Annotated in this window: 15 protein-coding genes and 1 pseudogene; 3 read left to right on the plus strand and 13 right to left on the minus strand. The window is 39.4% G+C overall.

Translation table 11 applies throughout. The features are described 5' to 3' along the window. Position 1 precedes the first annotated feature (1 nt). The 12 genes from GHI93_RS11145 to GHI93_RS11190 form a co-directional block, all read right to left on the minus strand. Positions 2–1,009 (minus strand): zinc-binding alcohol dehydrogenase family protein, encoded by a 1,008-nt coding sequence (locus GHI93_RS11145; RefSeq protein ID WP_153497102.1) that lies wholly within the window; start codon positions 1,007–1,009, stop codon positions 2–4. A 276-nt stretch (positions 1,010–1,285) separates the two neighbouring features. After that, on the minus strand, positions 1,286–1,891 hold the full coding sequence (locus tag GHI93_RS11150) for a response regulator transcription factor (protein ID WP_153497103.1): 606 nt from the start codon (positions 1,889–1,891) through the stop codon (positions 1,286–1,288). A gap of 28 nt (positions 1,892–1,919) precedes the next feature. Then, complete coding sequence (locus GHI93_RS12860) at positions 1,920–2,855, minus strand: hypothetical protein (protein WP_170272441.1); 936 nt, start codon at positions 2,853–2,855, stop codon at positions 1,920–1,922. Next, the gene (locus GHI93_RS11155) at positions 2,848–3,990 is read right to left on the minus strand and encodes a sensor histidine kinase (RefSeq protein ID WP_153497104.1); all 1,143 of its coding nucleotides are present in this window, start codon (positions 3,988–3,990) and stop codon (positions 2,848–2,850) included. The genes GHI93_RS12860 and GHI93_RS11155 overlap by 8 nt, the downstream gene beginning before the upstream one ends. Positions 3,991–4,178: 188 nt before the next feature. Continuing rightward, complete coding sequence (locus GHI93_RS11160) at positions 4,179–4,940, minus strand: ABC transporter permease (protein ID WP_153497105.1); 762 nt, start codon at positions 4,938–4,940, stop codon at positions 4,179–4,181. Next, entirely contained in the window at positions 4,941–5,141 is a 201-nt protein-coding gene (locus GHI93_RS11165; RefSeq protein ID WP_153497106.1) for a hypothetical protein, read from the minus strand. A 96-nt stretch (positions 5,142–5,237) separates the two neighbouring features. After that, complete coding sequence (locus GHI93_RS11170) at positions 5,238–6,083, minus strand: Rgg/GadR/MutR family transcriptional regulator (protein WP_153497107.1); 846 nt, start codon at positions 6,081–6,083, stop codon at positions 5,238–5,240. A 357-nt stretch (positions 6,084–6,440) separates the two neighbouring features. Continuing rightward, on the minus strand, positions 6,441–7,055 hold the full coding sequence (locus tag GHI93_RS11175; protein WP_153497108.1) for an AAA family ATPase: 615 nt from the start codon (positions 7,053–7,055) through the stop codon (positions 6,441–6,443). 1 nt (position 7,056) lies between these two features. Beyond that, positions 7,057–8,202: a hypothetical protein gene (locus GHI93_RS11180; RefSeq protein ID WP_153497109.1), complete on the minus strand. Its 1,146-nt coding sequence runs from the start codon at positions 8,200–8,202 to the stop codon at positions 7,057–7,059. A 92-nt stretch (positions 8,203–8,294) separates the two neighbouring features. Then, complete coding sequence (locus tag GHI93_RS11185) at positions 8,295–8,564, minus strand: hypothetical protein (protein WP_153497110.1); 270 nt, start codon at positions 8,562–8,564, stop codon at positions 8,295–8,297. A gap of 123 nt (positions 8,565–8,687) precedes the next feature. Then, a complete protein-coding gene (locus GHI93_RS13015) occupies positions 8,688–8,831 on the minus strand; it encodes a hypothetical protein (RefSeq protein WP_211368893.1) in 144 nt (47 codons plus the stop codon). After that, positions 8,828–9,700, minus strand: coding sequence for an ABC transporter ATP-binding protein (locus GHI93_RS11190; protein ID WP_153497111.1), 873 nt, complete (start codon positions 9,698–9,700; stop codon positions 8,828–8,830). Before GHI93_RS11190 ends, GHI93_RS13015 begins: the two co-directional genes overlap by 4 nt. A 304-nt stretch (positions 9,701–10,004) precedes the next feature. On the opposite strand from GHI93_RS11190, the gene GHI93_RS11195 reads away from it, so the two are divergent. The 3 genes from GHI93_RS11195 to clpX are packed head-to-tail and all read left to right on the plus strand — an operon-like array spanning position 10,005 to position 11,950. Continuing rightward, complete coding sequence (locus GHI93_RS11195; protein ID WP_153497112.1) at positions 10,005–10,502, plus strand: dihydrofolate reductase; 498 nt, start codon at positions 10,005–10,007, stop codon at positions 10,500–10,502. Between the two features lie 21 nt (positions 10,503–10,523). Further along, positions 10,524–10,691 (plus strand): hypothetical protein, encoded by a 168-nt coding sequence (locus tag GHI93_RS12865; RefSeq protein WP_170272442.1) that lies wholly within the window; start codon positions 10,524–10,526, stop codon positions 10,689–10,691. A 14-nt stretch (positions 10,692–10,705) separates the two neighbouring features. After that, positions 10,706–11,950, plus strand: a complete 1,245-nt coding sequence (gene clpX / locus GHI93_RS11200; RefSeq protein WP_153497113.1) for an ATP-dependent Clp protease ATP-binding subunit ClpX — start codon at positions 10,706–10,708, stop codon at positions 11,948–11,950. Positions 11,951–12,422: 472 nt separating this feature from the next. On the opposite strand, the pseudogene GHI93_RS11205 reads toward clpX, so the two are convergent. Further along, a pseudogene (locus GHI93_RS11205) lies at positions 12,423–12,530 on the minus strand (IS982 family transposase); the annotation flags it as partial.

Genomic DNA, 12,530 nt, shown 5'->3' on the forward strand with positions numbered 1-12,530 from the left:
TTTATTTTTCATCAGTGATGAGCACGATTTTACCGATGGTGTGTCCGTTCTCAAGCATTTCATGTGCGTTTTGGAGATTTTTTTCGGTAAGCGTTCCAAGATTTTGTGTCATGGTGGACGTTATTTTTCCGCTATCAAGCCATTGTGCAATCTGGTTTAAGATGTGATGTTGACTTTCGATATCAGGCGTTTGACTGACAGCTTTGGTAAACATCCACTCAAAGCTAAAACTTGCGGACTTGTGAGCGAGGGGATCTAAATTGAGTGCTTGAGCTGGCTCGATAATATTGGCAATCTTTCCTTGTTGGGCAATTAATTCTGTGACGGCAGCGATATGTTGGTTGACGGCATTGAGAATCAAGATGTAATCCACATGATGATGTCCTAAATGTCGAACGTCATCGACAAGAGAGCCGTGGTGATTGACGACCTCATCAGCTCCCATTTTTTTAACCCAAGCAATAGCCTCAGGAGTTGATGCACTGGCAATGACGTGAAGTTTAGCGATTTTTTTGGCTAGCTGTGTTGCTACTGAACCAACGCCTCCTGCACCGTTGATGATCAAGAGTGTTTTATTTTTGTCAGCACCAGTGGGATCAATGGCAAGTTTTTCAAAAAGTAATTCGTATGCTGTCAAGCTTGTTAGGGGCATTGCGACTGCTTTTGCTTTGGAAATTTTTTTTGGTGCAAATCCAACGATACGCTCATCAACAGCTTGAAATTCTGCATTGCTCCCACTTCGGGTCACATCGCCAGCCCAAAAAACCTTATCTCCGATCGCAAATAAATGCGCTTTACTTCCACGTTCAACGACGGTGCCATAGCCATCATAGCCCAGAATTACGGGTTCTGTCAGTGCTGACAAACTTTGACGGACTTTTGTATCTACTGGATTGACTGAAACGGCCTCGACGTTGATCAAAAGATCATGGGCGTTTAAGTGTGGGCGCTCTGTTTCAATCGCGCTAAGTGTACTGATTTTATTTCCTTTTGCAGCGAATGCTTTCATTATTGAAATCTCCTTTTGTATATCTGAAGTATAAAACAAAAATTTACAAAAGTAAATAAAAACGATGGCTGAATGTGAAAAAAACGGATCAAAAATTCGGGCTGTTTTGTTTTAGTTCGTGTCAGTTCATCGTTTTTTCTGTCAGCACTGACAGAAATTTTTTGAGGAATCTAAAAAGAAGAAGAGTGAAAATTGGCGGTGCTGGAAGTTTTTTGACGTGGAATTTTTCTGTCAGTACTGACAGAAAATGTGAAAATCAAAAATAAGGAATGTTTGTTAAATCCATTTATTGACTTTTGCAGTGTTGATCGCTTCTATCCGGTTGTGACTGCCCGTTTTACTGAGAATTGAGGAGATGTAGTTTCTGACGGTGCCTTCTGAGAGAAAGACGGCGCGTGCGATTTCTTCTGTTGAGAGCCCTTTTGCAATGGTGCGCAACACCTCCATTTCGCGCGCAGTCAGGGGATTTTTCTCCGCACGTAAGACAGTTCTGACCAGCTCCGGTGCAAAAATCGTCTGTCCATCCAGCACATCGTGAATTGTGCGAATCAAAAGATCACTTTTGCTGTCTTTGAGAAGATAGCCATTGACCTCTGACGCCACAGCTTGCTGGAAATAGGTTTCTTGAGCAAAGGTTGTAAGAATGATGATTTTTGTTGGGACAGATTTTTCACGGAGCTGGGAAGCGACCTCAAGTCCTGTCAGCTTTGGCATTTCGATATCTAAAATCGCAAGCTCTGGTTTTTTGAGTAAAATGTCACTTAGTGCTTGTGCACCGTCACTGGCAGTGCCGACGACGTCAAAATCATCTTCCAGATCAAGTAACGAAGCAAGCGCAGACAAAAGCATTTTTTGATCGTCTGCGAGGTAGAGCGTTGTCATGATGATATTTCCTTTCTGATTGTTTTTTTTATTTAATGTGGATTTTTGTGTTGAGTGTCTGAGTTGTTCTCAGCTGATTAGGGAAAATGTCTCCTAAGTAATGCGTCGTAAAATGATAATTATAAGTAGCAAGATAGCCAAAGTCAATCGTAGCGCCTTTAGAGAGATCTTTGAGCGTTGGGTCATCAAAAGTAATGATAAAACCAGCCGCCTCAATTGCTGTCGTTGATTTCGTGAAATTGAGATTGAGATCAAACTGGCTAGAATCTAAACCAGCATCAAATGTTTTCAAAGTAAAGTCCGTGATATTTCCTGTTTGCGTTTTCGCGGAACTTTCAATCTTGCTGTTGAGCACTGATAGGAGCGCTGCTTTGTGGAGATTCAGCCATTTTGGAAAAAGAGGTGACTGTGTTTTTGTGACTTCTTTTGTTTTTGCAGTCAAAGAAGATGATGATTCGGATTCACTTACAGATTCTTTAGATTCACTTATGGACTGACTCGCTTCTATTTTGTCCTGTTCATCAAAATAAAATTTCCAAAATTTCGTTTCAGGAATATCTAATGGATCAATCGCCCAATTGTCAAACTTTTCTGGCGTTTGATAGGGATCAGGCTTCTTAAATGTAAAAGGACCAATTGCCTGGTCAGGAAAGGTGAGTTCGGCTTTCAAAGTCTTATTTTTGTCATGATTGACGTAAGCGGTAAATTTGATGTGGTAACAACCTGAAACGTCTCCCCCATTGTCATAATAGCCGTCCGCACTTCCTGATTCAATTGTGATGTTTTCAATATGTTTTTTTTTCGGGTCAAGTTGGAAAAAAAGTGTTTTGCTTATTACTTCTTGATGCGCTTTGAGATAATCTACGTCCTTAAAATGTGTTGAAAAGGAGCAAGAACTTAGAAAAAAGCAGGCAAAAATCATAACGACTGAGAGCGATAACATTTTTCTTGATTTTTTAATCATAGATGGCCCTTCTTCTGTCAGTACTGACAGATTCATTCTCTTTTTTGGGTAAGCAAACGGTGAGCGATGTGCCACGCTCTGTACTGACAGAAAATACGCCACCACTTTCTTCGACACGTTTTTTCATGCCGATCATTCCGTGTGAGGGTTGCGCGCCAGAAAGTCCAATGCCGTTATCAGAAATCGTCAGCTGATACTGCTCATCCGTTTCATCAAATGTGACAGACACAAGACTTGCCTTGCTGTGTCTGACGACGTTTGTCAGGGCTTCTTTGAGGACAGCAGCGGCGGGTGACGGGAAATTCGCCCCATCGCCTGTAATCGTGAGCGTGATAGCAGCGAGGGCAAGAGATTTTTCCTTGTCAGCAAGGACATCCACAGGCGTTTCTTCTTTCAGTCCACTGACGATTTCACGCACCAGCGTCAAGCTCTCACGCGCATTGTCTCCAATCTTTGCCAGCTCGGCTTTTGCAGCGTCAGGCTTTTTGTCAATGAGCTTGCTTGCAAGCTCAGCTTCGAGTGAAATCGTGGAGAAAGTCTGACCGAGCGTATCGTGCAAATCATAAGCAATCCGCTCCCGCTCAAGCTGGCGCACGCGCGCTTCAAGCGCTTTATTTTCCTCGGTTACATTATAAGTCCGACTCATGAGTTTTGAAAAAATTGGAGAAATTAGAATAAATACCGTTCCCACAAAAATCCAAACAAGACTGGACGGATTGAGCCCTTGAAATCCAAACTCAAAAATCGAACCAACATAGGATAATACAGCCACGCTATAATAAATCCAAAGAAAAGTCCGAAAGCGTCGATCAGAAACTTCCCAAAATCCCATCGAAAATCCCGTGAAAATCTGAATCCCCCAAGTTTGAAACCAAGGATTCACTGCGAGAATGAGCGTAACGACCATCTGAAGGACAAAACTGCGCGTCAAATGCGCGTGCTCACCGCCATAGCCGTCACGGTAGGCTTTCAAAAAAATCAGAATGAGCAAAGCCCCCAAAGCCTGTTGCCAAGGAGAATAGCCCATTAATCCGACCACAGTAGGTGCCAAAAAAAAGAGCCAGATATAAGGCTGAATCCCGAATCTTTTCGGGAACAGAATGTGCTTTTCAAGGAAGTTTTTCATGGATTTCATTTTTTCATTCGTTTCCTAAAAATCAATTTTTGACTGACACAGATGAAACAGTGTCAGTCAAAAAGATTGTTGCCACTTTCACAAGCTGCACTAAAGCAGCCTTTAGCGTTTAGAGCAGCTGATCGAAATAGCCTACATCGCTCTATTTAGTATATCTTTTTGATGCTAAATTATCAAGAAACAGCGGACTAGATCGTCTGTACTTCCTGCAAACGCTTATGACGCATGGAAAGCGTAATCGCAAGCGCCAAGACAACTGTCCAAATCACGAGTCCAAGCACTCTGTCAGTGCTGACAGGATTGTTGTGAATGATTTCCTGCATGAGCGTCGAGATTTGATAAGTCGGCAGCAGCTTTCCGATCGTCTGCAACGCCTTTGGCAAGAGCTCAATCGGCCACCAAAGCGCACCGATAATCGCAAAAGCAAACATGACGATTTGACTGAGAATATTGACCGTGTTGCTAGAACCTGACATGCTGATGAGAATGCCAATCAAAAGCAGCGGAATCGAGAGCAGCGGTAGTAAAATGACAAGCGCGACTCCGCCCATTACCGATACACTCACACCATTGGCAAGCTTAGCGGTCAGACCAAGCACCGCGATTGCAAAAATATTGAGCGGCAGAAAAACGGCAATCATTCCCAAATAATAGCGCAAATCGCTCCCGCTAGTGAGCTTGACAAAGAGGGTAAAGTGTTTTTCACGATCTTCCAAAAGTGTATTTGACGCCGTCACAACCGAGCTAATCAGGCTGCTGTAAACCGCCATTGAGATCATATAGTTGAGCTGCCAAGTTTTCATATAATGCGCTGGCACCCCGACATTCATAACTTTCGTAAAAAGCAGGTAAAAAACAATCGGCAGTATAATGCTCATAAAGAGAAAGCGCTTATTGCGCAAAATAACGCGCAGATAGTTGATTTTAATTTGTGTCAGTAGATTTTTCATTTAAAAATTGCTCCAATCATCATGTTTATTCGCCTTAACAGACTTTTTCTTTGAATTTCCCCTCAACGCACCGACAATGCTGTAATAAATCGGTATCGTCAGATAAATTACCCAGGCCTTATCCCACAAGCCTGTCCAAGTCCCAAGCGCGACATAAACCATCGTCACAATCAGCGGAAACGGAAATTTTCTCCAGTTCATTTGAACTCCTTTCTCAATCGTTTTGTTCTACATCTAGTATAAGAAAAAATCGTCCCCCAAAACAGACGATTTTATCATGAAAAGACGTGACAGATGTCATGATTCTTTCAGGAATTTTGTAACATAAATATCATAAACCTTTTGATAATGCTGCGCTAAATCTTCACTTCCCGTTTCAGTGAAAATATGGATGGCACTTTTCATTAAAATATTTCCTGCTTCCTTATCCAGAAAACACCACGTATAATAGCCTCGCACAAAGCGATGCATCACACGTGAGAAAGTGTCGCGCTCAAAGAGAAGTTTTTGAGCACGGTTGAGTAAATGCTCTGCCATTTCTTTATCTTTTGCTTGACACAGCACCATGACCGAACGATGCAAACATTGTTGCATTTTTCTACGGTATTTAAAAATCAGCTTAAAAGGTGCTGTTGCGTTGTACCATCCATCAACAATGGAAGCCATAAGTGCAGGAGAAAGTTGTTCCACAATGAAGGATAAAAGCGACAATTCGTAAAAACCCCAAATCTCCACCCCAAAGATGTAATCTGCGAGAAATGTTTTTTCCTTTTCAGTCAATTTCGTATAAGTCGCCTTTGCGGATAAGGAAATTCGACGGTCTTTTTCTTGATACTCCGCTTCGATTTTTTTTATGACCTTTAAATCTTCTTTGTAGTAGGCGTGCTCAAGTGTCAAGAAAGTCTCCTCAAAATCATCTAAAGCCCAATCATTTGCAAGGTATTCGTATTCGGCAAGTGACGTATCCATAAATGCCAGTGCATTATCAAGTTTATCAATTTCAAGCATTTTCTCACTTTTTTCAAAGTTCATAATGCTCCGCCGCGACAGTCCCATCCCTTCAAACGTAGATTGAGACAACTCCTTTGATTCACGCAACAACTTGAACGCTGTCCCAAGCTGTTGTTGTAGTGTTTGTGTCATGTTTTTTTTCCTCTTAATTCTTTATTATTTCTTCTCTTTTGAATCACTACGAAGCATTAGAGGACTTAGATGCTGGACGTAGTATTCATCGAAAATGAGTTCAGGATTTTTTTGTTTTACCCTAAAACGAGCCATTAAGTGATACAATCCACAGAAGAATCCAAAAGCATACTTTAACTAATCCCAAACATTTAGCCCAAGTACTCAATGAGGATCATGCGAGATTTGACAAACCGTTTGTCATTTATCGATGAACCAAGTATAGCAGAAAAAAGAAGCGTAAAACAAAAATGTGCAGAATTTTGCACATTTTTTTGAAAATAAGCTGAAATGATTAAAAACAACAGTTCACGTCAATTAAAAGAGTTCCATATAACCGATTTCTTTTTTTGCTGCTTGAAAGTCCGTGACGAGAGTCAGACCTTTTTCTGATAAGAGAAACGATGTTTGACAGAAATGTTCGATTTCTCTTAAATCGTGTGAGGTTAGTAGGACAATGTGTGTTTTTGAAAATTCCTTAAGGACTTGATAAACTTTTACTTTTATCGCTACATCAAGACCGCTGAAAAGCTCATCAATGATGAGCACCTCACACTGCATCGAAAAACATAATATCGTTGCAAAAAGTTCTTTCATCCCAAGCGAATAGTTTTCTATTTTCTTTTGATAAAAGGAATTTGTGCTGAAAAATGTCGTCAAGCGGAGGGCTTCTGATTTTTCATCATCTGACAAAATGGAAAAATAATCTTTTGCGCTGAGATTTTCGTCAAAACTTTCTACATCTGGCAAGTAAGCGACACGGCAAGAAGTAATCGTTCCGATAGAGTGAGCAATCTCTCCTGATATGACAGAAAACAAGGTACTTTTTCCAATGCCGTTGCGTCCAATGATGCCATAAAGCCCATTTTCATTGAACTCAAGATCAAAAGACGCCGTATCAGGAAGTTTTAGATTTTTTATGATAAGTGGCATGTCATATCCTCCGAATGTGATGCTGCTTAGGTAAGAATATTGCACTAAAAAGACACCCTAAACTCAACAAAAGTAAGTAGCTTACGCCAACGATGAGAGAAAATTTTCCTGCGAGATAGCTTGGATGACACATCAGCTCTAAGGGGTTGAGATAACTCATGGGAATAAATCGTCGAAAAGATTGAACATACGGGAGATTCATCGCTAAAGACCATCCCACGATTAAAATAGCAATCATCCCAACAACCACCATACTGCGATGCGTGAGTGTAGAAAGAAGTGCACCAACTGACGAAAGAAAAAATAAGAGAAGTAAGAGATATAAAAGAGAAATCACGATGACTTGTCCCACAGGAATACCAATATTTTGAGAAAGTCCAGAAACGTCTGTCTCAGCACTTGGTCCCCATTGGTTCATCAAATAAGCAGGATAATTAAGTGAATTAAATCCGTAGAGAAATCCAAAAAGAATGATGAAAAGAGTACTTATCCCTAAAATCCATAGAAATGTGACAGAAATTGGTGCGGAGATTTTACTCAAAACAGTTTTGAGTGGCGAAATATGGGCAAAAGAGTAGTAACGATTTTCTTTATTTTCAAAATGTATCGCTAATTCAGTAGAAACAAAGAGTGAAAATCCGAGAAGAAATAAACTTGAAAAAAACAAAACTAATCCAAAACTAATAAAAGAAGAAAAAGCAGATAATTGATTACTAGGACTGATTTCAAAATTCAGATGACGTTTTTGAACCAGTTGAATATAGTCATTTTCAGATGTTAATTGTGCGATTGTTTGCGCACTATTAGAAGAATCTTTTAAGGCAATCTGATTGCTTTTGAACTCTAATTGATAATAACGGTTGATCTTTTTAGCTTCTAGTGCCGTGATTTGTGCGGTGTCTATCTGTATTTTTTGAGCACGATTCTTTTTTTGATCAAGTGTATCCATTGATTGTCCGCTTTGAAGTTCACTAATCTCTTGTTGTTTAATATTTATCTGCTGTGTGATGAGAAATGAAGGTGTGATGAATGACTTGACGACGATAAAATAAAAACTGAAAAAAACAAGAAAAGAAAGCGCAAGAAACAATACGACATTTCTTTTATTCTTACAAAATTTTTTAAATTCAAAACGATATAATTTCATGCGCATTTCTCCTAAAGTGAGAAAAATTAATAACTGACATAGCGATACGTGTAAACATCTGTCACAGCCCCTGAAAACAGATTATCGCTTGACTAGTGGCTTGTTGTGATTCTATGAACACCATGAGTGTAGTGTATTTCAACAGCATTGCTCCAATTGTCACTGATAGTAACCCATACATTTCCATGGTACAATATAGTTTCTAGGCGTGTTACTTTAACTTCTTTAGTCCCGAGATAAGTGACACCCATAGCTTTTGCAGGAGTGGAATTTATCACTGAGATAGCATTTGTCACGGTAAAAGCAGCAACAATCAATAAAAGTTTATTTTTAAAGCTTAATTTTTTAATGGAAATTTTCATTTTTCATACACTTTCTAATCGAATGATTCGCTATTTTAGATTTGAAAGAGTGTGTGACAATCTTTCAAATAAAGCAAGGAACATATAACTTTCTGACGGACATTCTTTTGAAATTCTCCTTTTCTAATTTTTTATCGCTTCTTTAAGCGATTTGACAAACCGTTTGTCATTTATCGATGAACCAAGTATAGCAGAAAAAAGAAGCGTAAAACAAAAATGTGCAGAATTTTGCACATTTTTTAATTCAATCACGTTTTTAATGATCATAATTTTCTCCCTTTGTCAGCACTGACAAGCGTCCCAAACAGATGGTCAAGGGAATTTTGCTGGATGCACAGATTGGTCAATCCTTTGTCAAATAATGGGACAAGTGATGCTGTGAGGCGATTGGTATCGTTAGTGGTCAAAAAATAGAAATTTCCCGTTCTGTCAGTACTGACAACGCTTTGTAGTGTCGTGGGCAGTTTTCCGTCATAATTAAAGCTGATTTCAGTGGCTGCATTTTGCGCGCGAAGATCGGCTAATGTCCCGTCAAATTTGACAACATGGCTCGCAAGTAGCACCAGACGTGAGGCGATGTTTTCCAACTCCTCCAAGTAATGGCTTGTGACAAAAAACGTCTTACCAAGCGCTTGTAGCCGAGCAATCTCAAGCCAAAATTCTTTTCGCCGTTCCGCATCCATCCCAGTCGTTGGTTCATCAAGAAAAATGAGATCTGGATCTCCCGCTAGCGCTAAGGCAAAGGACAGCCGACGCTTCTGACCACCGGATAATTCAGTCATCAGCGCATTTTCTTTTTCTGTCAGCGCTGACAGCCGTAAAAGTTCACTGTAAGCAAGCGGTTTGTCATAATAGCTGCGCGCAAGTTTCAGCACTTCGCTGACTTTCACACGATTGAGCGTCAGATTACTTTGGAGCATGACACCGATTTTACTTTGCGGCAAGAAAAGCACAACCTCACCACTCGTGGCACGACTAAGACCATTGATGATATTAATGAGTGTCGTTTTTCCTGCACCATTTTCACCTAACAGCGCAATGATTTCACCTTGTCTCACCGTCAAATCAAGACCAGCAAGCACTTTTTTCGTCCCGTAAGACTTCGTCACATTTTTGATTTCAATTAATTTTTTCATACGTTAAGTATAGAAAAAACGGAGCTATAAAAACAGACGTTTTCATCATGAAATCAAATGACAAATGTCATTTTTCTCAAATTCGTAAACAAAGAAGAAAAGAAAAGAAACAGGCAAAACAACAGATGATTAACAAAATAAAGCAAATTTTTGATATAATAGAGTGCGCACAAATAAAAAGCGTCAAGAACACTGAAATTTTGAACCTACTTGCACCAAACCATCCGTTTTTTTGACCTTTTTTGAGTGATTTGTGCTGACAACTTGAGAACAAGACAAGAACCTTGGAATAAAAGGAGAAACCATGATCTACGGAATCTGGGCAGAAGATGAACAAGGCTTGATTGGGCAAGACGGAAAACTTCCTTGGAAACTCCCCGCGGAACTTCAGCATTTTAAAAAGGTAACCATGGGAAACATTATCTTGATGGGAAGAAAAACGTTTGATGGTATGAATAAACGTGTCCTTCCTGGACGGACTGCACTCGTTTTAACGCGCGAGCCGTCTTATGAAAAAGACAATGCCTCAATTTTAGTCTTTCACAGCAAAAATGAAGTGCTTAGCTGGTATCAAAAGCAAGATAAAACGCTCTTCATCACTGGAGGTGCTGAAATGTTTAGCCTTTTTGAGCATGAACTTGACGGAATCTATCGCACCAAAATCAATGCACGATTTGAGGGAGATGCATTTTTTCCTTCCACCTTTGACTGGAGTGCTTTTAAAAAAATAACACAAGAAGTTCATACAAAAGATGAAAAAAACGCCTATGATTTCACCATCGAAACCTACAGCAAAAAATAAAAAGAATAGAAGTAAATGAACATGACAAAATCGATATTTGGTGTTTTTACAGCACTTATGGCTGGAATTTGTATTGTTCTGATGATCCAATGTTTTAGAAAAAAACGTTGGGGACTCGGAATGATCTTCTTCATCAATTTCTTTACCAATCTCGTCAACTCCATTCACGCCTTTTCAGGCTTACTTTAAACTAGAAAAATATTATGACAACGATCAATCAACCTACCATTCACTGCTCTTTTTGTGGTAAAGCACAAGAAGACGTAAAAAAAATAATCGCAGGAAGCGATGTTTTCATTTGTAATGAGTGCATCGAACTCTCCGTCCATATTCTTGAAGAAGAATTACAAGAAGATCACCAAGCCGGCCTTGAAAAGGATTTTCTTGAAGTAAAAACGCCAAAAGAAATGATGGCACATCTTAATCTTTACGTCATCGGCCAAGAGCGTGCCAAGCGTGCACTTGCAGTTGCTGTTTACAATCATTATAAACGCATCAATTTTTCCGACCAAAGTGACGACGATATTGAACTTCAAAAATCAAACATTCTTTTGATTGGCCCTACAGGCTCAGGAAAGACTTTTTTAGCTCAAACGCTAGCTAAAGCACTCAACGTACCATTTGCGATTGCAGATGCGACAAGCCTGACTGAAGCAGGATATGTCGGTGAAGATGTCGAAAATATTTTATTGAAACTCCTACAAGCGAGTGATTTTAATATTGAACGTGCAGAGCGTGGAATCATCTACATTGATGAGATCGATAAAATTGCTAAAAAATCAGAAAATGTTTCCATTACGCGTGATGTTTCAGGTGAGGGCGTACAGCAAGCCCTTCTTAAAATTATTGAAGGAACCACAGCAAGTGTTCCTCCTCAAGGCGGACGCAAACACCCCAACCAAGAGATGATTCAGGTGAACACAAAAAACATTCTTTTCATCGTTGGAGGGGCTTTTGATGGAATCGAAGAAATCGTAAAACAACGACTAGGCGAAAAAATCATTGGATTTGGTTCAAATAATTTAGCGCTCAACGAAGAAGAATCTTACATGCAAGCCATCATTTCTGAAGACATTCAAAAATTTGGACTGATTCCAGAATTTATCGGACGTTTACCTGTTGTCGCTGCTTTGGAGCGATTGACAGAAAACGATTTGATTCGTATTTTGACCGAACCCAAAAACGCATTAGTCAAGCAATATCAGCGCCTGCTCACCTTTGATGACGTGAAATTAGAATTTGAAGACCAAGCCTTGCGCAGCATCGCCCAAAAAGCAATTGAACGAAAAACAGGAGCGCGTGGCTTACGCTCCATCATTGAAGAAACGATGATGGACATCATGTTTGAAGTCCCAAGTGATCCAACGATTGAAAAAGTCATCATCACAAAAGCAGCAGTCACACAAAAAGAAGCACCAATTCTTGTGAGAAAAAAAGAGGAGCAATAAATTTTTGCTGTCACTACTGACAGCATTGCACCACAAAAAAACAACGCAGCTAAAAGAAGCTGATTCCGATAATCCATCGGGGTCAGCTTTTTTTATTTCCATTGGACTTTGAAATGGTTGTAATAGCCCAGAACATCCTCCTTTAACGTTGGAATTTTGACGTAAAGCATCCGACTCCATCAGTTGTCGTCATAAGACCTCTATTGTTTTTACTGTACTTATTCTTAAGTCCATTTTATTTTAACTTTGTTTTTTCAGTGATTCTAGTTTATCATTAAAGAACCAAAAAATATTACTAAATGGTTAAAAATATTAAAATACAGTAACTTTTATTGTGAAAAATAAGAATGAAAAAAATATGAAAACGGATACTTATGCGATTTTGAAAAAAATAATTTGTGAAAAGTAAAACTTGTTTGACAAAATGTAGGGTTGCAAAAAAAATAAAAGTAGAACCCGAATTGCTAGTTGATTATTTAGCCATGACTTGATACCCGATAGAATATCTTAAAGTCTCTGGTTCCAGTGATTTAGCTGATTTTAACAGTAAAGAATACGCTAAAAGTATCATCTCTAATTT

The organism is Lactococcus hircilactis (assembly GCF_009601015.1).
Classification (GTDB): domain Bacteria; phylum Bacillota; class Bacilli; order Lactobacillales; family Streptococcaceae; genus Lactococcus; species Lactococcus hircilactis.